This is a genomic window from Amycolatopsis sp. NPDC051371, assembly GCF_040682155.1.
Classification (GTDB): Bacteria; Actinomycetota; Actinomycetes; order Mycobacteriales; family Pseudonocardiaceae; genus Amycolatopsis.
The window spans coordinates 95,621-121,350 of sequence record NZ_JBFBAG010000034.1 but is presented as its reverse complement, the minus strand read 5'-3'; the positions used below and the strand labels follow the sequence as shown (position 1 = coordinate 121,350).

Below are 25,730 nucleotides of genomic sequence, written 5' to 3'. Positions count from 1 at the left end.
GGTTCCTCGGTGTGACAGCGGTTTCTTATGCTTCTCGGCAACCTGCGGCGAGCATTCCGCGCAGGCCCGGTCCCCACCGCCGAGAGGAAATTCCCCATGCGCTTGCGCAAGCTCGTCGCGGCCGCCGTGCCGTTGCCGGCGTTGCTCGGCCTCGCCGTGGTCGTCCCCGCCGCCGCCGCGACGGAACCCCTGGTCACCCTGGCCGACAGTGCCGCTCCACTCGTCAGCAGCGCCCGCACCGGCGACGTCGCGGGCGGGCAGCGGATCACCGCGGCGCTGTCCTTGAAACTGCACAACCAGCAGGCGCTGGAAAAGTTCCTCGCCGACGTCCAAAACCCCGCTTCGCCGCAATACCACCACTTTCTGACCCCGGATCGGTTCAATGCCGAGTTCGGCCCGACCCAGGCCGACGTCGGCAAGGCCGTCTCATTCCTCGAGAAAGCGGGCGCCACCGGGATCGAGATTTCCGGCAACCGGCAGGCCATCACGTTCACCGGCTCGGCGGCCCAGCTCGAATCGGCGTTCCACACCCGGATCGGGACCTACCACGACCAGACGTCCGGCCGGGACTTCTTCGCCAACGACGCCGCGCCGACCGTGCCGGCGGACGTCTCGAGCGTCGTGGGCAACGTCGTCGGCCTCGACAACCACGCGCTGCGGACGCACACTTCCGCCGTCGCGAAGCCGAACGTCGTCAAGGCGGTGACCCCGCCGGTGCTCAAGACCGCTTACGGCACCAGCGGTCTCTCGGCGACCGGCAGCGGCGTGAAGGTCGGCTTCGTCGAGTTCGACGGCTACAAGAAGGCCGACGTCACCAAGTACGACAGCACGTACGGCCTTTCGGCGGGCTCGGTGACCACCGTCCCGGTGAGCGGCGCGAACTACGACTCGGCGCCGGGGGACGGCCAGATCGAGGTCGAGCTCGACATCGAGGTCGTGCACGCGCTGGCGGCCGCGGCGAACGACTACGTGTACGAGGCGCCGAACACCAGCGCCGGCGAACTGGCGATGTACCAGAAGATCGCGTCGGACCACACGGTCAACGTCGTCTCGATCTCTTGGGGCGCCTGTGAATCCGCGGAGGGTTCGAGCGCGGCGAAGAGCGTCAGCAACGCGATCGCGACGGGCACCGCGGAGGGCATCTCGTACTTCGCGGCCGCAGGCGACGACGGCACGACCGACTGCTACCGCCAGACGGGGTCGACGGCGAAGGCCGTGGACTTCCCGGCGTCGAGCCCGAACGTGACGGGCGTCGGCGGCACGCAGCTGACGGTGACGTCCTCGAACGCGTACAGCAGCGAGAAGGCGTGGAACGACGGCGCGTCCAACGGTTCGACGGGCGGCGGCATCTCGACGGTGTTCACGGCGCCGTCGTGGCAGTCCTCGCAGAGCACGACCTACCGCAAGGTCCCGGACGTCTCGGCCGACGCGGCGAGCGGCTCGGGCTACTACATCTACACGGCGGGTTCGTGGGAGACGGTGTGGGGCACGTCGGGCGCGGCCCCGCTGTGGGCGGCGTTCGCGACGCTGCAGAACCAGGTCCACGGCGGCGGCCTGGGCAACCTGAACCCGAAGTTCTACTCGATCGGCAACGGGTCCTCGTACGGCACGGGCTTCCACGACGTGACGACGGGCAACAACACCCTCCACGGGACGACGGGTTTCAGCGCCGGCACCGGATACGACCAGGTGACGGGCTGGGGTTCGTTCAAGGGGAGCGGCTTGTCGGGCCTGATCGGCTGAGCCGGTTTCGGAAGGGCCGCCGGGGCCGTGCGAGTCACGGTTCCGGCGGCCCTTTGGGGCTTTCCTTCGCAAAACTAAGCATTAGTCTGGGGACATGAACAAGCGCACGGTGCTGGACGCCACCCGTGAACTCCTCCGCGATCTCGGCCTCACCACGGTGTTCGGCAACCCCGGCACCACCGAGGTCCCGTTCCTCACCGACTGGCCGGACGACTTCGACTACGTCCTCGGCCTGCAGGAGTCCGCCGTCGTGGCGATGGCCGACGCCTACTCGCAGGCCACGCGCCGCGCCGTTCTCGTCAACCTGCACTCCGCGGGCGGGGTCGGGCACGGGCTCGGCAGCCTCTTCAACGCCTACCGCAACCGGACGCCGCTGATCGTCGTCGCCGGGCAGCAGAACCGTGCGCTGCTGCCGCACGATCCGTTCCTCGGTGCCATGGACGCGCCCGACTTCCCCAAGCCGTACGTCAAGTGGTCGATCGAGCCCGCCACCGCCGAAGACGTCCCGGCCGCGCTCTCCCGGGCCTACCACGTCGCGACGCAGGCGCCGTCCGGGCCGGTCTTCGTGTCCGTGCCGGCCGACGACTGGACCGTCACCACCGAACGGTCCGTCATCTCCCGGCCCCGCATCCGCGGGTACGCGCCGGACCCGGAGGCGATCGACGAGCTCGCCGCCGCGCTCGCGGCCGCCGAACGGCCGGGGATCGTCGTCGGGGGAGCCGTCGACCAGGACGGTGCCGTCGTGGAGACCGTCGCGCTCGCCGAACGCCTCAACGCCGGCGTCTGGATCGCGCCGATGTCGTTCCGCTGCTCGTTCCCCGAGGACCACCCGCTGTTCCAGGGCTTCCTCGACCCGGAACGCGGCGCCATCTCGGACAAGCTCGCCGCGCACGACCTCGTCGTCGTGCTGGGTGCCCCCGCGTTCACCTACCACGTCGACCGCGGCCGCGACGAAGCTCCGATGCCGCCGCTGTTCATCGTCAGCGACGACGAGCAGATCCTCGCGCGCGCCTTCGAAGGCACCGGCATCCGGGCGACGACGAAGCTCGGCGTCCGGGCCCTGCTGAACGTGGTCGACCGGAGCACGCGGCCCGCGCCGGCGCCGATCGAGCGCCCCGCGAAGCCCAGCGGCGAGAAGCTCACCGCGGAGTTCGTCTATTCGACGCTCGCGGACCTGGTGCCGGCGGACGCGATCATCGTCGAGGAGACGCCCAGCCACCGCGGCATCCTGCACGACCACCTGCCGATCACCGCGACCGACACGGGCTTCCTGACGATGGCCAGCGGCACGCTCGGCTACGGCGTCCCGGGCGCGATCGGCGCGGCGCTCGCCCGGCCGGACCGCAAGGTCGTCGGCGTCGTCGGCGACGGCTCCAGCATGTACGGCATCCAGGCCCTCTGGACGGCCGCGCGCCAGGACCTCCCGGTGACGATCCTGATCATGGACAACACGGAGTACGCGGCGGTCCGCATCCTCGGCGAAACGATCGGCGGCGAGAAGATCCCGGGCACCGAGCTGGGCGGCATCGACTTCGCGGCGCTGGCGGCGAGCATGGGCTGCCAGGGCGTGACGATCACCGAGCCGTCCGGCCTGGTCCCGGGCCTGACGGCGGCGCTGGAGGACAAGCGCCCGACGCTGGTGCACATCCGGGTGACCGCGTCGGACCGGACGCTCTACTGACTTGTCGACAACCGAAGAGCTGAGAGAGGCGGTGACCCGGCTGACCGGCTGCCGGGTCACCGAGCGGCTCGGTCGACATGAGGTACCGGGACACCGGGGACGTGGCGGCTGTTCGACTGGCACACCGACCGGCACGTCGTCTTCCCGGACTCCGCGGACCGCTAGCGTCGCGAGTCCGAGGTTCGTTGACAGCGCGGCGGCGAGTGCGAACGTCTTGAATGACTCATTCAGGTCTTCGGAGGTCTTGAATGACTCATTCAAGACCTTTGGTCCGGGCTACCGAGCCGGGCCCGGGCCCGCGCTCGGGCCCGGCGAGCGCCCTCACTCCAGCGGCCCGAACGCCACAAACTTGCCACGCGCGACGCTAGCGCACCACCATCGCCGAGACGTCCACCGGCTTGGCCAGGACGCCCGTCTTCAGCAGCAGGTCCGGCACCCGCTGCAGCTGCCGGGCGTCCACAGTGGACTTCAACGTCAGCAACCCGGTGCGTGCGGCCGTGTCCGCGTCGATCTTCGCGTACTTCACCATCAGTGGCTCGATCTTCTTGCGGTCCGCGGAAGCGTCACGCGTCGCCGCGGCCATCGCGCGCTGGAAGGCCGCCGCCGTCTTCGGCGACGACGAGACGAACGAACCCAGGGAGCCGTAGCCCGCCGTCGGGAAGTCCACTGTGGACCCCGTGCCGGTGTCGGCCACCAATACCGCGCCCGCCGTGCGCGAAGCCTGCGTGATGAACGGCTCGGTCAGGAACCCCGCGTCGATGTCGCCGTTCTTCAGCGCCGCCCCCGTGTTCGGCAGCGGCAGCGGGACCCACTTGATGCCCGACGCGTCGACGTGGTTGTCGGCCAGCACCGACTTCGTCAGCGTGTCCGCGATCGTGTTCGGCGCCGAGATGCCGATCCGCTTGCCCGCGAGGTCGGCCACCGAACGGATCCCGGACGACGGCAGCGCGACCACGCCGGTGGACCGGGGCCCGGCCGACGACGCGTCCGCGACCAGCCGGATGTCCGCGGTTCCCTTGCTCTGCGCCACGAAGAACGGCGTGTAGCTCGAGTACGCGATGTCGACTTCGCCGCTGAGCAGCTTCGTCAGCGACGCCTGCCCGGTCGCGGCCTCGGTCGTCGAGACGTCGAGGCCTTCGCGCTGGAAGTACCCGCCGTCCTTGGCCAGCCAGAACGGGGCGGTGTCGATGGTCGACATCATCGACACCCGGATCTTCGGTTTCTCCAAGGCACCTCGCGACGCCGAAGGCTCCGAAGAGGAGCCGCTCAGCGCGGTGCACCCCGTCACCAGCAGGACCAGCAATCCCGTCAGTACCGCCCTGGCCGTCCCCATGATCCCCCCTGCGGTCGTCAGCTCCCGGTCTTGGACTCCGTCACGTTCTTCGCCCGCTCGGCCATGTCCCATTCGGCGGCGTCCGACGCGGCCGCGGCCGCATCCGCCGGCGTACCGCCGTGCAGCAGCCGCGCCACTTCACCGCGCAGCGTCACGAACTCCGCCGACTCGCGCGTGGTGATCTGGTCGCGCTCGGCCGGCAGCCCCACGCGAAGGTCCGCCACGATCGACGCCGGCGACTTCGACAGCACCAGCACCCGGTCGGACAGGTAGACGCTCTCGTCGATGTCGTGCGTGACGACCAGGATCGTGCTGCCCTGTTCGCGCTGCACCCGCCGGGTCAGGTCTTCGAGCTCGAAGCGGGTCTGCGCGTCGACCGACGCGAACGGCTCGTCCATCAGCAGCAACGCCGGACGGCTGGCCAGCGCGCGGGCGATCGACACCCGCTGCTGCATGCCGCCCGACAGCTGCCACGGGTACTTCCCGCCCACCGCGGACAACCCGACCTGCTCCAGCGCCTCGGCCGCCCGCGAACGCCGCTCCGCGCGAGAGATCGGCCGCCACCGCAGCGGGAACTCGACGTTCTTCTGCACCGAAAGCCACGGGAACAGCGAACGGCTGTAGTCCTGGAACACGACGGCGAGGTCGTCCGGCACGCCCGAGACGCGGTCGCCGTGCAGGCTCACCGTGCCCTCGGTCGGCGGGGTCAGGCCGGCGACGCACCGCAGCAGCGTCGACTTCCCGCAGCCCGACGGGCCGACGATGCTGGCCAGCTGCCCGGCTTCGACGGTGAACGACAGGTCGTTCACCGCGGTGTGCGCCTTCGCGCCCGTGCCGTAGCGGTGGCTGAGGCCGGACACTTCGAGCATGGTTGACATGGGAGAGGCCTTTCCAGCGTCAGTCGCGGCCGAGACGGGTCGGCTGCCAGGCCAGCACCCGCCGCTCCGCGGCCAGGAAGATCGTGTTGAAGACGTAGCCGAGGATGCCGAGCAGCACCAGCCACGACCACATGGTCGGGAAGTCGAAGTCCTGCTGGGCGTTCATCAGCGACCGCCCGATGCCGTTGTACGCGCCGACCAGCTCGGAGACGACCATCAGCAGCAGCGAGATCGACAGGCTCACCCGCAGCCCGGCGAAGATCTTCGGCGCCGCCGCGGGCAGCACCACCATCGTGATCCAGTACCGCTTCGGCGTGCGGAAGGAGCGCGAGGTCTCCACCTTCACCTGGTCGACCGAGCGGACGCCGTCGACCGCGTTGAGCAGCACCGGCCAGATCGCGCCGAAGATGATCGACCCGATCTGCATGCCCGAGCTCAGTCCGAACAGCACCGCGAACACCGGGATCAGCGTGGGCGGCGGGATCGAGCGGAAGAACGCGAACAGCGGGCCGAGGTAGTCCATCGCCTTCTCGGACCGGCCGACCAGCACGCCCAGCGCGATGCCGACGACCGCGGCCAGCGCCCAGCCGCCGAGCATCCGGCCGAGGCTGGGGAACACGTTGTCGAAGACCGCGTCGGTGAGGAAGAGGCTCGACGCGGGGCCGGTGAACCACAGCTTCCCGGCGGCGACCGCGATCTCCGTCGGTGGCGGGAAGAACTTGCTACCGCCCGCGCGGGCGGCGAACTCCCAGACGACCACGAGGATCGCGAAGAGCAGCCAGTTGCGGACGACGGTGGCGGCGCCGCGCGCGGCCCGGCGGCCCACCCGGCCGGAAAGAGTCGCCGTGCTCACGCGATCGCCTCCCGGTCGACGCTGCTCCAGCGGAACAGCCGCCTGCCCAGCTGCTCGAGCCCTTCGTTGATCAGGTACCCCAGTACCCCGGCCACCACGGTACCGGCCAGGACCAGGTCGAACCGCATCGAACCGGTGCTCGCGACGAGGATGTAACTGCCGAGCCCGACTTCGGAGCCGGCCAGGAACTCCACGCTGACGACGGCGATCAGCGCGATGGTCGCCGACAGCCGGAGGCCGGTGAAGACGAACGGCGCGGTCTGCGGGAGCGCGACCGACGACAGGATGCGGAACCGGCTGGTCCCGCACGCGCGCGCGGTCTCCATCAGCACCGGGTCGATTTCGCCCATGCCGTAGATGGTGTTGAACATGATCGGCCACAGCGAGGCGTACACCGCGAGGGAGATCTTCGCGTCCGGACCGGAGCCGATCACCAGCAGCACCAGCGGCACCAGCGCGGTGACCGGGATCGGGCGGAGGAACTCGACGATCGCGGCGGTGGCGGTGCGCAGCACCGGGACGCTGCCCAGCAGCAGCCCGGCGGGTACGCCGACGGCGACCGCGATGGCGATGGCGATCAGCCAGGCGAGCATGGTCGCGACGATGTCGCGGATGAAGTCGGGGTCACCCAGCAGGTCCACCACGGTGACCAGGACGACGCTCGGCGGCGGGATGAAGGTTTTACTGACCAGGCCGACCTGGACGACGACCTCCCAGAGCAGGAGGAAGCCGACCAGGCCGGCCAGGCCGCGAAGCAGTTTCGTCACGTCAGTTGGTCGCCTGCGGGGCGATCATCGGCGCGGCGTCGACCTTGCTGGTGATGACACCCATCTGCAGCAGCAGGTCGGGGACCCGCTGGAGGCGACGGGCGTCCAGCGTGGAGCCGTAACCCGGCAGGGTGAGCAGCTTGGCCGTGTCTTCGTCGATCTTCGCGTACTTGACCAGCAGCGGCTCGACCTTCGCGCGGTCGTTGATCGCGTCGCTGGTGGCCTTCTTCATCGCGCGCTGGAAGGCCGCGAGGGTCTTCGGGTTCGCCTGCACCCACTTCGTCGCCGCGCCGTAGCCGGTCAGCGGGAAGTCCTGGCTGGCGCCGGTGTTGATGTCGATGACCGGCGTCGCACCGACGGTCTTCGCCGACTGCGAGAGCATCGGCTCCGGCATGTAGGCCGCGTCCACTTGATTGTCCTTCAGCGCCGCCGCCATGTTCGGCAGCGGGATCGGCACCCAGTTGACGGTGCTGAAGTCGACGCCGTGGTCCTTCATGACGGACTTGGTGAGGATGTCCGACGCGGTGTTCTTGGCCGTGATCGCGATCCGCTTGCCGGCCAGGTCCTTGACCGTCTTCACGTTCGAGTTCGGCACCGTGACGATCGCGTTGCTCTTCGCGTTCACCGAAGTGCCGTCCGCGACCAGCTGTACGTCCGCTGCGCCGGTGCTCTTGGCGATGAAGAACGGCGTGTAGGTCGAGAGGGCGATGTCCGCTTCACCGGAGATCGCCTTCGTCATCGACGCCTGGCCGCTGTTGGCGATGATCTGCTCGACCTCGAGGCCTTCGGCCTTGAAGTAACCCCCGTCCTGGGCGAGCCAGAACGGGCCCAAGTCGGTGGTGGGCATGATCGAGACCTTGATCTTCGACTTCTCCAGGCCGCCCCCGTTCGACGAGGCGCTCGAGTCGTCCGAGCCGAGCGCACTGCAGCCGGTGAGGGCTGTGGCGGCTGCGACGGTGAGGGCGAGCCCGAGCGCGGCGCGGCGAGTGCGAACCCGGCCACTGCTCATGGCGTTTCCAAGCAAGGCCTGCTCCTTGGGTAAAAAAATTGACGGTTGGTGGACCGAATCCCGGGGAAGTACGTAACTCATTCTCGGGAGTACGCGGGCCACTGTAGAGAAGGTGACAGCTCGCTCACAACGGGTGGGATCAATACCCGAGAGGGTGGCGCACGTCACTCTTTTGGCCTCTGGTCTAGACCCGCTGCTCCACTCGCCGTAGTCGTTCACCCAGCGTAGGACCCAGTTCCGGAAAAGACGATCACCAGCTGTGCGCTGACTGAGCGAACGCTGTGCAACATCGGGCACAGAGCGTCGGGAGGGTTACATCTTCTCCGAGCGTTCGCTACCCTCTGCACCTGCGGGGAGGTAACAACCTCCGATGTAGTGAGAGAGAGTGCCTGGATGGCCGATCAAGTCGATCCCCGGTTTACCAGGGCACGCTGTGCTTTTCCTGAGAGAAACTTCCCCGCGGAGACCACTGCCTGGCCGGGCTCAGCCGCCGTGCGGGCGGGCTAGGCCGAAGAGACAGACCGATGCAGGACCAGCGCAGGGACCCGACCGTGATGCTCGAGCTGAACCGATTCCGTCCGGCTGGACGGGGTTCAGGAACCCCCGTCGAAGACGATCTTTTCACCCGTACGGGTAGCGTCTCGCGCTGGGCTCCTGCCGATCGGCCGATGAGCCGGAGCGCCGGGAGCGTGCTGACGAGTGGCTGAGGAGAACGCGATGCGCCCTGGCGGGCGCTGGACCGACCAGGGATTCCCGAGCTCGAACGATGATGGTGGTGCGGCGGTGCCGAACGAAGACGCCGCGGGGGTAGGAGGGACCCCCGCGCAGTCGCCCGGAGATGCTCCGGGCCGGAAGGCCGGGCTGTTCTCCGGCATGCGCGACTGGAGGCTGCGGTCCAAGCTGGCCGCGGTCCTCCTGATCCCGACGTTGACGGCGCTCGTGCTGGGCACGCTGCGCGTGGTCGACGACGCACAGCAGGCGACCGAGTTCCAGCACACCGCCGACCAGGTCGCGTTCGCGGTCAAGGTCACCACAGTGGTGCACGAGCTGCAGAACGAGCGCTCGCTGGCCGTCGCGCGGATCTCGTCCTCGAACCCGCTGCTGCAGACGGGGCTCGACGCGCAGATCGCGAAGGTCGACCGCGAGGTCACCGACCTGCGCAACTCGGCGGCGACCCTCAGCTACGACGACCAGGGGACCAAGGACCGCTACAGCCGCGGTCTCCAGCGCCTCGACGCGCTGCGCCCGCTGCGGGCGGCGTTCAACACCGCGAACGGCTTGCCCGACATCACGGTGATGACCGCTTACTCCGGCATCCTCGACGCGCTGATCGAGCTGGGCCGCGAGGTGACCACCGCGGTCACCGACCGGGACGTGCTGCGCCTCGGCACGAGCACGCAGGCGATCAGCGAGGCGAAGGAGTTCACCACCCGCTCCGACGCCGAGCTGCAGATCGCGGCGTTGCGCGCCAACTTCCCCGGTGACCTCCTGGACCAGACGCGTGCGTCGGCCTCCAGTGCGGACGCCTCGATCGCGGCCTTCCTCGCGAACGCCGACGACGACCAGCGGCAGCTCTACAACGACACCTACTCCGGCCCGGAGGTCGACGACCGCCGGCGGATCCAGACCGCGGCGTTCGCGGCCGCCCAGCTGTCCGACCCGCCGAACATCGACCCCACGGCGCTCGGCAAGGACAGCACCGTGTCGGCCGACAAGCTGCACGCGGTCGAGTCGAACCTGCTGGCCCAGCTCAAGACCCGCGCCGACGACCTCGCCACGGCGGCGGTCAACTCGGCCTGGGTCGGCGGTGCCGTGGTGCTCGCCGCGCTGGCGGCCGCGATCGCGCTGATGCTCGTCGTCGCCCGCCTGATGCTGCGTCCGCTGCGGATCCTGCGGAAGAGCGCGCTGGACGTCGCCTACACCCGGCTGCCGGAAACCGTGCAGGCGATCCTCGACGACCCGGACCCGGTCGGCGCCTCGAAGAAGGCCGTCCAGCCGGTGCCCGTCACCTCTCGCGACGAGATCGGCGAGGTCGCGCGGTCGTTCGACATCGTCCACGAACAGGCCGTCAAGATGGCCGCCGAGCAGGCCCTCCTGCGCGAGAACGTCAACGGCATCTTCGTGAACCTCTCGCGGCGGTCGCAGCGGCTGGTGGAACGCCAGCTCGGCGTCATCGACCGCCTCGAGGCCGACGAGCAGGACCCGGACCACTTGGCGAGCCTGTTCGAGCTCGACCACCTGGCCACCCGGCTGCGGCGCAACGGTGAGTCCCTGCTGGTGCTTTCGGGCGCCGGCCTGGCGAAGTCCGTGCCCAAGCCGGTGCCCGCCGCCGACGTCATCGGCGCCGCGGTGTCCGAGATCGAGCAGTACGCCCGGATCGAGGTCGGCATCGTGCCCGACGTCGCGGTCCAGGGCCTCGCGATCCACGACCTCGTGCACGTCCTCGCGGAGCTGCTCGACAACGCGACCTACTTCTCCGAGCCGGAGACGAAGGTCATCGTGCGCGCCGTGGTGACCCGCCGGAAGGCGCTCGCCATCCAGGTCACCGACCACGGTGTCGGCATGAGCGACGAGCGGCTGGCCGAGGTCAACGGCCGGCTCGCCGAGCCGCCGGACCTGGACGTGTCGGTGACCCGGCGAATGGGTCTGTACGTGGTCTCGCGGCTGGCCAAGCGCCACGGCATCGAGGTCCGGCTGCGCGAGAACGAGGACATCGAGGGTGGCGTCATCGCCCGCGTCGTCGTCCCGGCGGAGCTGCTCACCCACCTCCGCCCGGGCATGGCGCGGCAGACCCCGCTGCCGGCGAACCGGTCCGAGACGTCGATGTCGATGCCGAGCATCCCGATCCCGGCCGCGCGGTCGGACTTCGACCAGACGCAGGCGCACACGCCGATCCCGCCGTCGGCACCGCCGCCTCCGCCTCCACCGGTGCACGAGCCGGTGGCGAACCAGGGCGGGCTGGTCCCGCTCGACCAGCCGATCAGCCTGGACGACCTGGTCAGCGGCGGCCGCGCGGCGGGCCCGTTCCTGTCGCCCGAGCTGCCGAAGCCCGAGACGCCGGCCTGGCCGACCGCCGAGGACCTGGCCCCGCTGACGCCGTCGCAGAACGGCGAAGGCGCCAGCTCGCGGGCGGGCGACACGCAGTTCGCGCCGCTGGTCCTGCCGAAGCGCGAGCCGAAGTTCGTCCCGCCGGAAGAGCCGCCACCGCCCCCGTCGCGCGCGGAGGAGGTCGGTCCGTCGGCCCTCGAGGACGATGTACCCACCCGGCGGCTGCCCATCTACCAGTCGGTGCTGTCACGCTGGTTCAGTGAAGGCGACGAATCGGCAGCCGACCCGGTGCCGACGCAGAGCGAGGGTGAAGACCCGAACCTGCCGCCGCTCACCGGCTCCGACGAGCCGGTGGCGGAGCGGACCGTCGTCGCCGAGCCGGTCACCAGGCGTCAGGAGCGCGAGCCGGTCAGCCGGCACCAGGAGCGCGAGCCGGTCACCCGGCACCAAGAGCGCGAGCAGGTGGACGAGCTGCAGCCGACCGCGGCGACCCGGCACCCGCTCCTCCCGCCCGACGACGGCTGGCACAGCGCCTCCGACGACGGCTGGCAGAAGGCGCAGTCGCTGCTGGAGTCCAAGAACGAGGAGATCACCACGGCCGGGCTGCCGAAACGCGTCCCGAACGCCTACCTGGTGCCGGGGTCGATCAACAGTCCTTCGGCCGACGCGCCGGCGCAGAACAACTTCGCGGACAACACCGCGGGCATGCCCGGAACGGGTGCGATCACCCGCTCGGCGTCCGCGGCGCGGAGCCGGATGGCAAGCTTCCAGCGGGGCTACACCTCGGGACGGCATGCGTTGAAGGAGCTCCCGGCCGAAGAACAGCTGGAAAGCAGCAGGGTTCCGGGGCGTGGCAACACCACAGACAGCAGTGAGGAGTGAAAGTGACACGGGCGGGTGCAATGCAGCCGGGTGGCTCCGCGCAGCCGAACGGCCAGGCGCATGCCAAGGCGAGCAATGCCGGCAGCTTCGCATGGCTGATCACGGATTTCGTGCACCGGGTGCCCGGCGCGGCCCACGCGGTCGTGGTGTCGGCCGACGGCCTGCTCCTCGCGGCCTCGCGTGGCTTGCCGAAGGACCGGGCGGACCAGCTGGCGGCGGTGGCGTCGGGGCTCACGAGCCTCGCACGCGGCGCGGCCAAGGTGTTCGAAGGCGGGACGGTCGCGCAGACCGTCGTGGAGATGGCCAACGGCTTCCTCTTCCTCATGTCGGTTTCCGACGGTTCCTGTCTGGCGGTGCTCGGTTCGCCGGAGAGCGACATCGGCTTGGTCGTCTACGAGATGACTCTGCTGGTGGAGCGGGTCGGTCAGCAGCTGACACCGGAGATGCGGGCCCAGCTGCAGGGCTCGGCAATCCGCCGCTGAGGATCCGGGAACCGAGGAGAGAGCCGTGGACGACGGGCGCTTGAGGGGCGATGGCCGGCTCGGTGACGACTTCTCCGGCGGGTGGTCCGAGCAACCGGACGACGGCCGGGAGGACTGGCAGTCGTTCCGGGAACGGGTCGATCGCGAATGGCGGTCACGCCGGGTACAGGCGTCCGACAACGACCCTGTGCGAGAACCACCGAACTGGCTGACCGACAGCAATGCCGGTCAGGAACCGATCCGGCCGATCCAGCCCGGCAGCGGCGAATACCGCGACCGGCTGCTGGGCGGCCCGGGAGCGGAGCTGTTCGGCGGGTCGAGCGGGCCGCTGTACGACGCGCACGACTTCGCCGCGTACAGCAACGATCGCGACTACTCGTCGGGACCGGACTCCGGTGAGCTGGCCGCGGCGCTGCCGCGGCAGGCCCACCAGGAGTACGTCGACGAGCCGGCGCCGACCGAGATGGAGACGTCGGGCCTGGTCCGGCCGTACTTCCGGACCCGGGGCCGGACGAAGGCGACCCTCGACCTGGCGATCGAGGCGCTGATCTCGACGAGTGATCAGGGCCGGATGCTCGACCGGGTCCGGGTGCCCGAGCACCGGTCGATCTGCGACCTGTGCCTCGACACCCGGTCGGTGGCCGAGGTGGCGGCCTTGTTGCGGCTGCCGCTGGGCGTGGTGCGGGTGTTGATTGGTGACGTGGCGGGTCTCGGGCTCGTGCTGGTGCACTCCAGCAACCAGACCGTGGGCGACCGCCCGAGTATCGAGTTCATGGAAAGGGTGCTCAGTGGGCTTCGGAGAATTTGACTCCGACGCGAACGCGCCGCAGGTGACGGGTCCGACCTCGTCGGCCAAGATCGTGGTCGCCGGCGGGTTCGGTTCGGGGAAGACAACGATGGTCGGGGCGATCTCGGAGATCGACCCGCTGACCACCGAGGCCATGATGACCGAGGCCAGCGTCGGACACGACGACACCTCGGCGACGCCGAACAAGACCACCACGACCGTGGCGATGGACTTCGGGCGCATCTCGCTGGACTCGGACCTGGTGCTGTACGTGTTCGGCACCCCTGGTCAGCACCGGTTCTGGTTCATGTGGGACGACCTCGCGGTCGGTGCCATCGGGGCGGTCGTGCTGGTGGACACGCGGCGGCTCGCCGACGCGTTCCCCTCGATCGACTTCTTCGAGAACCGGAAGCTGCCCTACGTCGTGGCCATCAACTGCTTCGACCGGCTTCTGCACCACCAGATCGAGGACGTGCGGCACGCGCTCACCATCGCGCCGTCCGTCCCGATCATGGCGTGCGACGCGCGTGAGCGCGACTCCGCCAAGCAGGTGCTGATCTCCGTCGTCCAGCACGCGATCGCGCACGATTCGGCGCTGCGCGCGGGCTGAGGGTATGACGCCCCGAACCGGATGCGGCCGTTGGAGTGAACTCCACGGGCTTCACCCACTTCGGGGAGCACTGCCGCCGTCCGGAGGACGGAACGGTCGCCGCGGTTCGGTAACGTCGAGGACGGCGTCGCCGGCCCGGTCCGCCGTCCACCGGGCTGACCTGCGCGGACACCCCGTCACGGCGGGCCGCGGCGTGAGCTTCGCCCGCACGGCCCGGACCGGGCCGGTGCGGAGCGCGGTCGCGCGCACACGTAGGGTGCGCAGCGGCCGGCCGGTGGTCGACTCGACACCACCGGCGGGGCGAATACGCTTGAGCGTGGGCCGTGCCGGCCACTCCGGGGTGCGGCGTGCGGCGCCGCAGGAGCAAGGAGGGGCAGTAGTGACGGCATCCGGCCAGGGTTCGTTCGGCTGGCTCATCACGGACTTCGTGCGCCGGGTACCCGGCGCCGCGCACGCCGTTCTGGTGTCCGCCGACGGGCTGCTGCTGGCGCCGTCGGAAGGGCTGCCCCAGGAGCGCGCCGAGCAGCTGTCCGCGGTCGCGTCCGGGCTGATCAGCCTGACGTTCGGGGCCGCACGCTGCTTCGAAGCGGGCGGTGTCAACCAGACCGTGGTGGAGATGGAGCGCGGCTACTTGTTCCTCATGTCCGTTTCGGACGGTTCGTCGCTGGCGGTGCTGGCCGCGCCGACGTGTGACATCGGCACGGTCGCGTACGAGATGACGCTGCTCGTCGAGCGGGTCGGTCAGCAGATCACCCCCGAGCTGCGCGCCCAGCTCCAGGGCGGCGTGCGTGGTTAGTGATCCGGCCGAAAGCAGGCCGGCCCCCAAGCGGAACGCACTCGTCGCTGCGAAGTCTTCCGGCCGTGACTGTGGCCGGATCAGTAACGACCGGCACAGTAGGACACGATGAGGATTTCGGGATTCGACGATCCGGACTCCAGCGGCTGGGACGCACTGCACCGCGGTACCGATCGCGAGGGCTTCGACTCGCCCAGCAAGTTCGACATGTCGACGCTGTCGATGATCATGCCCAAGCGCAAGCCGGCGCGCCCCCAGCCGGACCCGCAGGGCTACACCGACGAGGACACCCGCGAGTGGGGTTCGCCGTCCGATTCGGCGAACTTCGACGAGGACTACGACGAGGGGTACGACCCCGCCGAGCCGGAGTGGCAGGACGGGGAGTCGTACGAGCCGGAGCCCCCGCCGCTCGAGCCGGCGTGGACGCCCCCTCGCGGCGCTCACCCGCCTCGCCCGCCGGCACCGCTTCGTCCGCCGCCCCCGCCCCGGCCCCCGGCACCACTGGCACCCCGGCCCCCGGCGCCGAGACCCCCGGTGTCCAGACCGCAGGCGGCGCCCCCGCCTTCGTGGGCTCCGCCGATCGACCCGCGGACCGGCTGGACGCCCCCGCCGGACCCGGAGACCCGCTGGATCCCGCAGCCGGAGCCGTGGGAGGAGCCGGCGCGCGTCCTGAGCCCGTCGCCGGTCGCTTCGGTGGGCTCCCGGGTGCGCCCGTACACGCGGACCGGCGGTCGCACGCGGTCCGACCACAACCTGGCGCTGGAGGCGCTGGTCTCGACGTCCGACGACGGGCGCCGGTACCGCGGCGTCCGGTCGGTCGAGCACCGCCGGATCTGCGACCTGTGCCTGGACACGCGGTCGGTGGCCGAGATCGCCGCCCACCTGCGGCTGCCGCTGGGCGTGGTGAAGGTGCTGGTCGGCGACATGGCCGACATCGGCCTGGTGCTGATCCACCAGACGGAGCTGATCCTCGGGGACCGCTCGTCCCGCGAGTTCATGGAGCGAGTCCTGGCCGGCCTGCGGGCGCTCTAGCGCTACTCCTCCACCAGCGCGGCGGCGAGTCCGAACGTCTTGAATGACTCATTCAGGTCTTCGGAGGTCCTGAATGACTCATTCAAGACCTTTGGTCCGGGCTACCGAGCCTGGCCGGAGCTCGGCGAGCGCCTTGACCCCAGCGGCCGAACGTCAAACGGCTCGCCACGCGCGACACTGGCCGCGCTACTCCTCCACCAGCGCGGCCGAGGTGATCCGGTGCAGCGAATACCGCTCGTTGTTCTCGCCTTCGAGAACCCCGCCGCCGACGCGCACGGGCCGGATCACCCGCTGGCTGGCGGTGCCGCGCGAGTCGACGAACCCGATCCAGACCTCACGGCGTTCGAGCGTCGCCCGCGACAGCAGCTCCAGCGTCGCCGACGTGTCCGCCCCACCGCCGACCGGCGCCCGCACCGCGGACCCCCGGCGCCGAGCGGACGCGGCGTCGCCCGCCCGCAGGTTCGAGACGATCCGGGTCGCCTGGTCGGACGTCAGCACGGCCTGCTCACCCGGGCTGCGCCGGGCGGCCCTGGCTTTCGCCGGCAGCCTTCGCCCGCTCGGCCGGATGTCGACGACCCGGCCGTCCGGGCCCTCCGCCGCCGGCGCGAACCCCGCCGCGCGCAGGCCGGCGAGGACCTCGTGCAGCGGGTCCGGGCTGATCACGACCGTCGGCGCGATCAGCCGCAGGTCGTGCTCCGCCGCGACCGGGTGGGCCAGCACCTCTGCGAGCAACGCCTCGTCGTCGCACCGCAGGAACGACGCCGCGACGCCGCCGCGCAGCCGGCCGTGCCGCCGGGCGACGTCGTCGACCAGGTAGCTCAGCGACTGCGGGACCGGCGTCGCCGACTTCTTCTTGAACAGCGCGTGCAGCTCGTCCGCGGTCCGGCCGGTGTCGAGCGCCCGCCGGACGGACGTCTCGGTGATCCGGTAGACCGTCGCGTGGCCGGCCGACTCGACGTTCGCCACCGCTGCCATCTCCGCCGCCAGCTCCGGTTCCAGGGGACCCGGTGCGACGACCGTCAGGTCGGCCTGCAGCAGCACGTGGTCCACCGGCGCGGGCAGCGCGTCCAGGACCGCCTCGACCGCGCGCGGCCGGTCGTCGGCGAGCAGCGCCCGCGTCGCCGTCGTGAGGCCGCCGAGCCCGACGATCCCCAGCGCCGACGCCTCGGACATCGTCCAGCGGACGGTCTCGTCCCGCAGCCGCCCGCCGCGCCGCGGGGCGCGCCAGGCCAGCACGGCGACGAGCTCGTCGACGCTCTTCACCCCGGCGCCCCGGGGCAGGTCGGCCAGCGCGGCCAGGACCCGCCGCCGCGCGACCGGCGCCAGCGGGCGGCGCAGCTCCTCCGACAGCGGCGCGATCGGCTTGTCCTTGGCGTCGCGGCCGCCGGCCATCCCCGGCAGCCGCGGCAGCTCCAGCCACGCCTGGGCGAGCGTCATCCACCGCTGCGCGGTCGGCGACGCGAGCCACGAATCGGTGAGCGTCGTCGGCACCCACTCGGGCGTGGTCGCCTCACTGTCCGCGACGAGCCCGGCGCCGACGGCGAGCTCGGCCAGCAGGATCGCCTGCGGCTCGTCGATCTCGAGGTCCTTCGCCAGCTTCTTCAGCTCGCGGACGCCGAGGCCGCCCGACTTGAGCACGGGCGGCGGCGCCGCGGACCACGAACGCAACAGGGATTCGGTGTGGCGCAGGAACTCCATCGCCTCGCCGGCCGCGGCTTCGTCCAAAGTGGACGGCTGGTGCGGGTGCAGCGGCAGCTCGGGCTCGGTGAGCGCGCCCGGCGCGAAGACGCCGCCGCGCACCGCGACCCCGAGCTCGCGCGGCAGCTCGACGGTCTGGTCGTCGCGCCGCAGCAGCAGCCCGCGGGCCAGCAGCTTCTGCACCGGTGTCCCGGCCTTCTCGAGCGTCAGGTCGATCCCGGCGTCGCGGGTGCGGCCGATCGGCGGGCCCGCGGCGAGGGCGTTCAGCACGCCACGTTCGTCGTCGGGCAACTCCGCGAGCCGCGCCTCGAGGTCCTCATCGGCAAGCGACGGCGACGATGCGCCCAGCCCCGCCGGGAACGGCCCGAGCGCCTCCCGGATCGCGGGCGGCACGCGCAGCGCGTCGTCCGGGCCCCAGGCGAGTGCTCGTGCGCGCAGCCGGGCCAGCGGCGCGGCGATGTCGGTGCCGACCAGGTCCGTGACCTGGGCCACCGGGACGGGGTCGCGGTCCGCGCCGGCCAGCAGGCACGCTTCGAGCACGGCCAGGGTGACCGTGTCGAGGTCTTCGCAGGCGCGCGCGACCGAGCCCGGCGTGCCGGCGCGGGTGGCCAGCACGGTGCTGTCGGAGGGCGGCGGCGTGGACAGGTCCCGCCGCGTGCGGAGCAGGTCTTCGAGAGCGGCGTCGGACTCCGCTCGCAGCCAGTCCGCCAAGGAGGTCGCGGGCATAGAAGGCCAGGATACCGGGCGGTTGCGACAGGCCGCCCGGGCTCAGGCAGACTGGGGCACGAGAACCGAACGCGGCTGTGGAGGACGTTGTGGCCAAGGGCGAGAAGAAGCACAAGGGAATCGACCCGACCTGGCCGGGCGAGGCCGGTGAGCACCCCGTGACCGAGCTGTCGTCGGACCGCCAGGGTGCGCTGTCGCCGTTCGGCGACCTCACGTTCCCCCTCGACACGGTGCCCTACGTGCACCCGGAGACCGAGATCAACCGCTGACCCTGTTGTTACTGGTCAGTACCGGTATCGGGGCCTCGTGAGGGCGGTCACGGGAGTAGGTTCGCTCCCGTCCCAACCGACCTTTCCCATGCGGGGGTAAGCGCCATGCCGGTTCCCGGTCCCGGATATTCGATCACCGTCCGGGTCGAGGCCCCGGCTTCGTCCACCGCGGCCGGTGACCTCACCACCGCCGTCGGGCGGGTCGGCGGCGTCCTGACCGCGTTCGACGTCGTCGAGTCCCACTCCGACTCGATCGTGGTCGACATCAGCGCCAACGCGCTGTCGGAGAACCACGCGAACGACATCACCCAGACGCTCGACTCGCTGCCCGGCGTCAAGGTCCGCAAGGTCTCCGACCGGACGTTCCTGATCCACCTCGGCGGCAAGATCGAGGTCACCCCCAAGGTCGCGCTCCGCAACCGTGACGACCTCTCCCGCGCCTACACCCCGGGCGTCGCCCGCGTCTGCCAGGCGATCGCCGCGAACCCCGAAGACGCGCGCCGGCTGACCATCAAGCGCAACACCGTCGCCGTCGTCACCGACGGTTCCGCGGTGCTGGGCCTGGGCAACATCGGCCCGGCCGCCGCGCTGCCGGTGATGGAGGGCAAGGCGGCGCTGTTCAAGAAGTTCGCCGACGTCGACGCCTGGCCGGTCTGCCTGGACACCCAGGACACCGAGGACATCATCAAGATCGTCAAGGCGATCGCGCCGGTGTACGCCGGGATCAACCTCGAGGACATCGCCGCGCCGCGCTGCTTCGAGATCGAGAAGCGGCTGCGCGAGCAGCTCGACATCCCGGTGTTCCACGACGACCAGCACGGCACCGCGATCGTCGTCGTCGCCGCGCTGCGCAACGCCCTGCGCGTGGTCAAGAAGAACATCGAAGACTGCAAGATCGTGGTCAGCGGCGTCGGCGCGGCCGGCTCGGCGATCATCCGGCTGCTGCTGCGCAAGAACCCGGGTGACATCGTCGCCGCGGACATCGACGGCATCGTCCACTCCGCGCGCGGCAACCTCGACGACAACCTGGCGTGGATCGCGTCGCACACCAACAAGGACCAGGTCAGCGGCGCCCTGCACGAGGCGCTCGTCGGCGCGGACGTCTTCATCGGTGTCTCCGCGCCCAACCTGTTCGGCGCCGAGCAGGTGGCGACGATGAAGTCCGACGCGGTGGTCTTCGCGCTGGCCAACCCGGACCCGGAGATCGACCCGCTGGAGGCGCAGAAGCACGCCGCCGTCGTGGCGACCGGCCGCAGCGACTTCCCGAACCAGATCAACAACGTGCTGGCGTTCCCGGGCGTGTTCCGCGGCCTGCTCGACGCGCACGCGAACAACATCGACGACAACATGCTGCTCGCGGCGGCCGACGCGATCGCCGACGTCGTCGACAACGGCAAGCTCAACGCGTCGTTCATCGTGCCGAGCGTGTTCGACAGCGCCGTGGCGCCCGCGGTCGCCGATGCGGTGCGGAAGGCCGTGCGCGCGGAGCGCTAGTCGGCGTTCCGCACCCGACCCCGCACCCAATGTGGCCTTGGTTGCGTCAGACGCACCGAAGGCCACATTGGGTGCGTCAGACGCACCGAAGGCCGCCTTGGGTGCGTGCGGAAGTAGCCTCGCCCTGTGAGTGAACTCAGCCACGTCGACGAGACCGGCGCCGCCCGGATGGTCGACGTCTCCGGCAAGACCGCCACCGCGCGCACCGCGCTCGCGGCCGGCACCGTGCGGACCACCGCCGAGGTGCTCCGGCTGCTGGCCACCGACGGCCTCCCCAAGGGCGACGCCCTCGCCACCGCGCGCATCGCCGGGATCATGGGCGCCAAGCGGGTGCCCGAGCTGATCCCGCTGTGCCACCAGATCGCGCTGTCCGGGGTCAAGGTCGAGTTCACCCTCGGCGACGCCGAGGTCGGGATCCGCGCGACCGCGAAGACCACCGACGTCACCGGCGTCGAGATGGAGGCGCTGACGGCGGTCGCCGTGGCCGGGCTCACCCTGCACGACATGATCAAGGCCGTCGACCCGGCGGCGACGCTGGACGACGTCCGCCTGCTCCGCAAGGACGGCGGCAAGACCGGGACCTGGGAGCGGCCGTGAAGCGCACCGCACGCGTGATCGTGGCGTCCAACCGCGCCGCGAAGGGCGTCTACGAGGACAAGACCGGCCCGGTGATCGTCGCCTGGCTGGCCGGGCGCGGGTACGACGTGCCGGCGCCGGTCGTCGTCGAGGACGGCGACCCGGTGGGCGTCGCGCTGCGGGCCGCGCTGGCCGACGGCGTCGCCGTGGTGCTCACCACCGGCGGTACCGGCATCTCGCCGACCGACCGCACCCCGGACGTCACGCGCGCGCTCCTGGACCACGAGCTGCCGGGCGTCGCGGACGCGATCCGCGCCGCCGGGCTGCCGAAGGTCCCGACGGCGGTGCTCTCGCGCGGCCTCGCGGGCGTGGCGGGCCGGACCCTGGTCGTGAACCTCCCGGGCTCCAGTGGCGGCGTGAAGGACGGCCTGGGCGTGCTCGACGGCATCCTGGACCACGCGGTCGACCAGCTGGCCGGCGGCGACCACCCGCGTCCCGCCGCGGCCACGCCTTCGGTGCGCGTCGCGCGGGCCCTGGTGACCGAGGACCTGCTGTCGGTCGAGGAGCACGCCCGCCTGGTCGAGGACGACGCGGCGGGCGCGGTGGTGACGTTCGCCGGGGTGGTCCGCGACCACGACGGCGGCAAGGGCGTGCGCGACCTGACGTACGAGGGTCACCCGAGCGCGAGCCAGGTGATCGCGGACGTGGTCGCGGAGCTGGCGACGCGCTGGGTCGGCGTCCGGGCGGTGGCGGTGAGCCACCGCATCGGTCACCTGACGATCGGCGACGTCGCGCTGGCGTGCGCGGTGGCGGCGGAGCATCGCGGCCAGGCGTTCTCGGCGTGTTCGGACCTGGTGGACGAGGTGAAGGCGCGGCTGCCGGTCTGGAAGCACCAGCACTTCACCGACGGCACGGACGAGTGGGTCAACTCGCCGTAATCCTGAAGACGGCGACGCGCTCGGCGGCCGCGGCGAACTCGTCTCCGCTCCCGCTGCCGACGAGGCCCAGCCGGACGAACATCGGCACCCCGTGCGGAACCTCGCGGGGAAAGGCACGCATGACCTCGGCGCGGACGTCGGGATCGGTGACCTCGTCGAGCGTCACGGCTTGCTTGCGACGTCCGTGGGCGAGCTCGCCCCGGCCGGCGGCCCGGACGTTGCGTGCCCAATCCCCGTCGGGAACGCCGGCGATGACGTAGCGACGGCCGTCGACGGTCAGCGGTGAGACCGGAGTGGGCCGCGGCGCGCCCGACCGGCGGCCGGGGACGGTCAGGACGTGGATAGTGCCGAGGCGCAGCCCCAGCCGCGTCAGCAGGCGGACGAACCGGTTGGCGGGGCGGAGCCAGCGAGGCAGGGCTTGACGGGTCGCCACGGCACAATCCTTTCGACTGTCGAAGTATCTGCCATCACGGTAGACTCTTTCGAGTGTCGAAGCAATCTCTGGTCACGGAGGCGACCCAGGCCGCGGCGGCCTCCGGCGCGGCGAGCGACGTGGTGGACGAAGCCGCGGCGTCGGCGTTCGGGGTGAACCGGACGGACCTGCGGATCATCGGCCTGATCGCGGCCGCGGGAACCCTGACGGCGGGCGGGCTGGCCACGCGGGCGCACCTGAGCCCGGCAGCGACGACAACGGCGATCCAGCGGTTGACGCACGCGGGACACCTGACCCGCCGGACGTCGGCGGACGATCGCCGCCGGGCGGTGGTGGAGCTGACCCCGGAGGCGGCGAGGCTGCTGGAGGAGATCTACGCGCCGATCGAGCACGCGGGCCGGGCGATCCTGGAGGACTACACGGCGGAGCAGCTGGCGCTGGTGGTCGAGGTGCTGCGCCGGGGCGAGCGGATGCAGCTGAGCGAGGCGGAGAGGATCCGCGCGCTCTGAGGAGCGGTGAGGGGCCGGCAAGCAGGCGGCGGGCTGGAGGGGGCTCGCCTGGGCGGCCGCGCCAGCCCAGCTCGCGCCTGGAGGCTCGGGTGGGCGGCTGCGCAGAGCACCGCGCGCTCACCGGAGCCGCGGGCGGCTCGTACCGGCGCCTCGCGGCGCACCCGGCGCGACCTCGGCCGCACGCCGGATGCGCACAAGCCCTCCACCGCCCGGGGGATTGGCGGTGGAGGGCTCGTGCTGTCACGGCTCCAGGCCGGACCTACGCATCACTGCGCGATCGTCACTTGGTGGCGATCTTCTGCCCGACGAGGATCATGTCCGCGTTCGGGATGTACTTCGCGTTCAGGTCCTGCAGCTTCTTGTAGCCGCCATCGACGTTGAACTGCTTGGCGATCTTGGACAGCGTGTCGCCCGCCACGACGGTGTAGTCACCGGCCGGGTTCGAGCTGGACACACCGGTCGCCGCCGGAGCCGCCGCCTGCTTCGGGGCGGTGCTCTTCTTCGGCGTGGTCGACTTCTTGGTGGTGGTGGTCGACTTGTGGGTGCTGGCCTTGGGGGCCGTCGAACCGCCGCCCTTCTTGCCACAAACCGGCCACGCGCCGATGCCCTGGCCCTGCAGGACGCGCTCGGCGACGGCGATCTGCTGCTCGCGCGAAGCGTTCGCCGCGCTGCCAGTGCCGCCGTAGGCCTTCCACGTGCTCTGCGAGAACTGCAGGCCGCCGTAGTAGCCGTTACCGGTGTTGGTGTTCCAGTTGCCGCTGCTCTCACACTGCGCGACGGCGTCCCAGTTGGTCGCCGACGCGGGGGTCGCGGCGATAGCGAGGGGCGCGCCGACCGCAATGCCCGCGATGGCGACGCGAGCGACGGTGCGGGTGGCAGCGGACATCTTGCGGTGCTTGCCTCGGTAAGACATCTGAATATATCTCGCTCCCTGCGCCTACGAGCCTGTGCTGAGGGTCAGGATCGGGGTCCTGGCGCCGACCGTCTCAGGCCGGCAGACGAGTCCGACGCACGGCGCGTCTTCTTCGTCCCCTCGTCCCTGTCCGGAAATGCTTTCGCTCGGGGTATGGGTCCGGGGATCCGTTGGACAGGGCTAGGCGCTACGGATTCCCGGTCGTGCTGGTTGGTCGGGGCCAACCGAAAAGCGACGGTACGTAACGAGAGCCGTGATCGGAAATTATTCGGGGCGTGACCTACGTCACAGTAACAGCACGCAACCCCCGTCGATGCGGATGTTTGCGCAGGTCAGCGGGCCGTTATCTGGCCGTTTCCTAGTCGAGATAAAACACGGATCGTGAGGCTTGCATCACGTGTTTTGCGCAGCGAATGGACCATTCGCGACGTCGTGTCCGCGATTGAAGCGCGCATCTTATGACCAGTCGCGGGAGTGCGCCAGACTTGACAACTGTGCCTCACGTGCCCCTTGAGTCACACTAGTTCCACCTGTTCGTGGGGTTTGAAGTCACACCTGGAGCGGCTCCGGCCAGTGCCGGCGCCGAGGTGGGCCAACGCACCGCGACCGAACAGGCGAAACGTGTCACCGGATGGCGTTGCGGCGGAACGCGATCAGCTTCTCGCGAACACCCGGATTTTGGTGACGCGCCACGCCGGGACCCGGGCAACGGCTTCGCCGAGCGGTCGGCTGCCGTACTCGAACGGTGGCCCGCATATAGAGAGGACGAACTCGCGCGCCCGGCCAGGCGGCTCGCGTACCCAGCGGGTCGGCTCGCGTGATCAGGAGGTCGACACGCGTGTCTGGAGGGTCGACACGAGGAAAGCAGCAGGTCCGTGCCGTGTCGACCTGCAGGTCACGGCGCCGGTGGGGTCAGCCGCCGGCGAAGGGCGGGAGGACGTCCAGCTCCGCGCCGTCCCGCAGCGGGCGGGTGAGGTCCCGCACCGCGATGCCGTCGAGCAGGTAGCCGGCGGCGTCCAGGACCCGCGGCAGGCCGGCGGGGTGGAGTCGGCGCAGCTCGGCCACGGCGTCCGACACGCGAGCGCCGGCGGGCAGCTGCACCTTCTCCTCTTCTTCGCCCGCGGCGGCGCGGGCCGAGGCGAAGTACCGCACCACGATGGTCAAAGTCGACATCTCAGCCGCCGATCGCGCTCATCGGCCGGATCGGTTGCGCGAACCCGGCGTCGTTGATCTCGTGTCCCGCGAGCTTGCCCCACATCGTCGCGCGCCAGGCGTCGGCAATCTCTTCATCGCGCGCGCCCGCGCGCGCGAGAGAGCGCAGATCCGTCTCGTCGTTGCTGAAGAGGCAGGAGCGCACCGCGCCGTCCGCGGTCAGCCGCGTCCGCTCGCACGCCGCGCAGAACGGCCGGGTCACCGACGCGATGACGCCGACGTCGCCGGGCCCGCCGTCGACCAGCCAGCGCTCGGCCGGAGCGCCGCCCCGGGCGACCGGGAACGGCGTCAGCGTGAACTCCGCCCCCAGCATCTCCAGGATCTCGGCCGCGGTGATCATCTCGCCGCGGTTCCAGCCGTGCTGGGCGTCCAGCGGCATCTGCTCGATGAACCGCAGGTGGTAGCCCTCGGCGAGGCAGAACTTCAGCAGTGGCACGGCTTCGGTCTCGTTGAGCCCGCGGATCAGCACGGCGTTGACCTTCACCGGCGTCATCCCGGCGTCCCGCGCGGCCGCGAGGCCCGCGACGACGTGCGACAGCCGGTCGCGACGGGTGATCGTCACGAACGTCTCGGGGTCGACGGTGTCGAGCGAGACGTTGATCCGGTTCAGCCCGGCCGCCGCGAGGCCGGCCGCGCGCTTCGCGAGCCCGATCCCGTTGGTGGTCATGGACAGCCGGGGCCGCGGCGACAGGGCCGTGACCCGCGCGATGATGTCCTCGAGCCCGGGCCGCAGCAGCGGCTCGCCGCCGGTGAGCCGGATGTCGGTGACGCCGAGCTGCTCGACGGCGATCCGCATCAGCCGGACCAGCTCGTCGTCGCTCAGCACCTGCTCGCCCGGCATCCAGTCGAGGCCCTCCGCGGGCATGCAGTAGGTGCAGCGCAGGTTGCACCGATCCGTCAGGGAAACCCGGAGATCGGTGGCCACCCGGCCGAAGGTGTCGATGAGTTGCGGGTTCTCGGGCCTGGGCACGCGAGATGACCCTCGTGTACCGGGGACGCGAGGAAACCCGAGATCCACTGCCGTCATTACGCACAGAGTAGCTCCGGAACGTGCGAACTGA

Annotated in this window: 23 protein-coding genes; 13 read left to right on the top strand and 10 right to left on the bottom strand. The window is 70.8% G+C overall.

The features are described 5' to 3' along the window. The first annotated feature begins 96 nt into the window (after positions 1-96). Both AB0M59_RS35235 and mdlC read left to right on the top strand, forming a co-directional pair. The gene (locus tag AB0M59_RS35235; protein WP_364624077.1) at positions 97-1,743 is read left to right on the top strand and encodes a S53 family serine peptidase; all 1,647 of its coding nucleotides are present in this window, start codon (positions 97-99) and stop codon (positions 1,741-1,743) included. A 94-nt stretch (positions 1,744-1,837) separates the two neighbouring features. Further along, positions 1,838-3,424, top strand: a complete 1,587-nt coding sequence (gene mdlC / locus AB0M59_RS35230; RefSeq protein ID WP_364624075.1) for a benzoylformate decarboxylase — start codon at positions 1,838-1,840, stop codon at positions 3,422-3,424. 364 nt (positions 3,425-3,788) lie between these two features. Here mdlC and AB0M59_RS35225 read toward each other — a convergent pair whose 3' ends face one another. The 5 genes from AB0M59_RS35225 to AB0M59_RS35205 are packed head-to-tail and all read right to left on the bottom strand — an operon-like array spanning position 3,789 to position 8,264. Further along, positions 3,789-4,757: an ABC transporter substrate-binding protein gene (locus AB0M59_RS35225; RefSeq protein WP_364624073.1), complete on the bottom strand. Its 969-nt coding sequence runs from the start codon at positions 4,755-4,757 to the stop codon at positions 3,789-3,791. A gap of 17 nt (positions 4,758-4,774) precedes the next feature. Further along, positions 4,775-5,635, bottom strand: coding sequence for an ABC transporter ATP-binding protein (locus AB0M59_RS35220; RefSeq protein WP_364624071.1), 861 nt, complete (start codon positions 5,633-5,635; stop codon positions 4,775-4,777). Between the two features lie 19 nt (positions 5,636-5,654). Continuing rightward, positions 5,655-6,488 (bottom strand): ABC transporter permease, encoded by an 834-nt coding sequence (locus tag AB0M59_RS35215; RefSeq protein ID WP_364624069.1) that lies wholly within the window; start codon positions 6,486-6,488, stop codon positions 5,655-5,657. Continuing rightward, entirely contained in the window at positions 6,485-7,255 is a 771-nt protein-coding gene (locus AB0M59_RS35210) for an ABC transporter permease (protein ID WP_364624067.1), read from the bottom strand. Before AB0M59_RS35210 ends, AB0M59_RS35215 begins: the two co-directional genes overlap by 4 nt. 1 nt (position 7,256) lies before the next feature. Further along, complete coding sequence (locus tag AB0M59_RS35205; protein WP_364624065.1) at positions 7,257-8,264, bottom strand: ABC transporter substrate-binding protein; 1,008 nt, start codon at positions 8,262-8,264, stop codon at positions 7,257-7,259. Between the two features lie 717 nt (positions 8,265-8,981). Between AB0M59_RS35205 and AB0M59_RS35200 the strand changes: the two genes are divergently transcribed. The 6 genes from AB0M59_RS35200 (at position 8,982) to AB0M59_RS35175 (ending at position 15,901) form a co-directional block, all read left to right on the top strand. After that, positions 8,982-12,194, top strand: a complete 3,213-nt coding sequence (locus AB0M59_RS35200; protein ID WP_364624063.1) for a nitrate- and nitrite sensing domain-containing protein — start codon at positions 8,982-8,984, stop codon at positions 12,192-12,194. Positions 12,195-12,214: 20 nt separating this feature from the next. After that, on the top strand, positions 12,215-12,676 hold the full coding sequence (locus AB0M59_RS35195; RefSeq protein ID WP_364624061.1) for a roadblock/LC7 domain-containing protein: 462 nt from the start codon (positions 12,215-12,217) through the stop codon (positions 12,674-12,676). A 25-nt stretch (positions 12,677-12,701) separates the two neighbouring features. After that, a complete protein-coding gene (locus AB0M59_RS35190) occupies positions 12,702-13,484 on the top strand; it encodes a DUF742 domain-containing protein (RefSeq protein ID WP_364624059.1) in 783 nt (260 codons plus the stop codon). After that, the gene (locus AB0M59_RS35185) at positions 13,465-14,073 is read left to right on the top strand and encodes an ATP/GTP-binding protein (RefSeq protein ID WP_247017872.1); all 609 of its coding nucleotides are present in this window, start codon (positions 13,465-13,467) and stop codon (positions 14,071-14,073) included. Before AB0M59_RS35190 ends, AB0M59_RS35185 begins: the two co-directional genes overlap by 20 nt. Before the next feature lie 379 nt (positions 14,074-14,452). Further along, positions 14,453-14,869 (top strand): roadblock/LC7 domain-containing protein, encoded by a 417-nt coding sequence (locus AB0M59_RS35180; protein WP_091390236.1) that lies wholly within the window; start codon positions 14,453-14,455, stop codon positions 14,867-14,869. A gap of 108 nt (positions 14,870-14,977) precedes the next feature. Continuing rightward, positions 14,978-15,901 carry a DUF742 domain-containing protein gene (locus AB0M59_RS35175; RefSeq protein WP_364624057.1) on the top strand — a complete coding sequence of 308 codons (924 nt, stop codon included), beginning with the start codon at positions 14,978-14,980 and terminating at the stop codon, positions 15,899-15,901. Between the two features lie 186 nt (positions 15,902-16,087). On the opposite strand, the gene AB0M59_RS35170 is transcribed toward AB0M59_RS35175, so the two are convergent. Further along, a complete protein-coding gene (locus AB0M59_RS35170; RefSeq protein ID WP_364624055.1) occupies positions 16,088-18,325 on the bottom strand; it encodes a helicase-associated domain-containing protein in 2,238 nt (745 codons plus the stop codon). A gap of 89 nt (positions 18,326-18,414) precedes the next feature. Between AB0M59_RS35170 and AB0M59_RS35165 the strand changes: the two genes are divergently transcribed. The 4 genes from AB0M59_RS35165 (at position 18,415) to AB0M59_RS35150 (ending at position 21,602) form a co-directional block, all read left to right on the top strand. Then, positions 18,415-18,594 carry a hypothetical protein gene (locus AB0M59_RS35165; RefSeq protein ID WP_360683487.1) on the top strand — a complete coding sequence of 60 codons (180 nt, stop codon included), beginning with the start codon at positions 18,415-18,417 and terminating at the stop codon, positions 18,592-18,594. A gap of 105 nt (positions 18,595-18,699) precedes the next feature. Next, positions 18,700-20,088 carry an NAD-dependent malic enzyme gene (locus tag AB0M59_RS35160; RefSeq protein WP_364624053.1) on the top strand — a complete coding sequence of 463 codons (1,389 nt, stop codon included), beginning with the start codon at positions 18,700-18,702 and terminating at the stop codon, positions 20,086-20,088. A gap of 126 nt (positions 20,089-20,214) precedes the next feature. Then, positions 20,215-20,685: a cyclic pyranopterin monophosphate synthase MoaC gene (gene moaC / locus AB0M59_RS35155; protein WP_155540659.1), complete on the top strand. Its 471-nt coding sequence runs from the start codon at positions 20,215-20,217 to the stop codon at positions 20,683-20,685. Next, positions 20,682-21,602 carry a molybdenum cofactor biosynthesis protein MoaE gene (locus AB0M59_RS35150; RefSeq protein ID WP_364624051.1) on the top strand — a complete coding sequence of 307 codons (921 nt, stop codon included), beginning with the start codon at positions 20,682-20,684 and terminating at the stop codon, positions 21,600-21,602. Before moaC ends, AB0M59_RS35150 begins: the two co-directional genes overlap by 4 nt. Here the strand turns inward: AB0M59_RS35150 and AB0M59_RS35145 are convergent. Then, entirely contained in the window at positions 21,589-22,035 is a 447-nt protein-coding gene (locus tag AB0M59_RS35145) for a nitroreductase/quinone reductase family protein (RefSeq protein ID WP_364624049.1), read from the bottom strand. The genes AB0M59_RS35150 and AB0M59_RS35145 overlap by 14 nt on opposite strands. Positions 22,036-22,088: 53 nt before the next feature. Here AB0M59_RS35145 and AB0M59_RS35140 point away from each other — a divergent pair, with 53 nt between their 5' ends. Then, positions 22,089-22,544 (top strand): MarR family transcriptional regulator, encoded by a 456-nt coding sequence (locus AB0M59_RS35140; RefSeq protein ID WP_364624047.1) that lies wholly within the window; start codon positions 22,089-22,091, stop codon positions 22,542-22,544. A gap of 280 nt (positions 22,545-22,824) precedes the next feature. On the opposite strand, the gene AB0M59_RS35135 is transcribed toward AB0M59_RS35140, so the two are convergent. The 3 genes from AB0M59_RS35135 to moaA form a co-directional block, all read right to left on the bottom strand. Beyond that, on the bottom strand, positions 22,825-23,457 hold the full coding sequence (locus tag AB0M59_RS35135) for a transglycosylase family protein (RefSeq protein ID WP_364624045.1): 633 nt from the start codon (positions 23,455-23,457) through the stop codon (positions 22,825-22,827). A 912-nt stretch (positions 23,458-24,369) separates the two neighbouring features. Continuing rightward, positions 24,370-24,630 carry a MoaD/ThiS family protein gene (locus AB0M59_RS35130; RefSeq protein WP_364624043.1) on the bottom strand — a complete coding sequence of 87 codons (261 nt, stop codon included), beginning with the start codon at positions 24,628-24,630 and terminating at the stop codon, positions 24,370-24,372. A 1-nt stretch (position 24,631) separates the two neighbouring features. Further along, on the bottom strand, positions 24,632-25,639 hold the full coding sequence (gene moaA, locus AB0M59_RS35125; RefSeq protein ID WP_364624041.1) for a GTP 3',8-cyclase MoaA: 1,008 nt from the start codon (positions 25,637-25,639) through the stop codon (positions 24,632-24,634). Between the last annotated feature and the right edge of the window lie 91 nt (positions 25,640-25,730).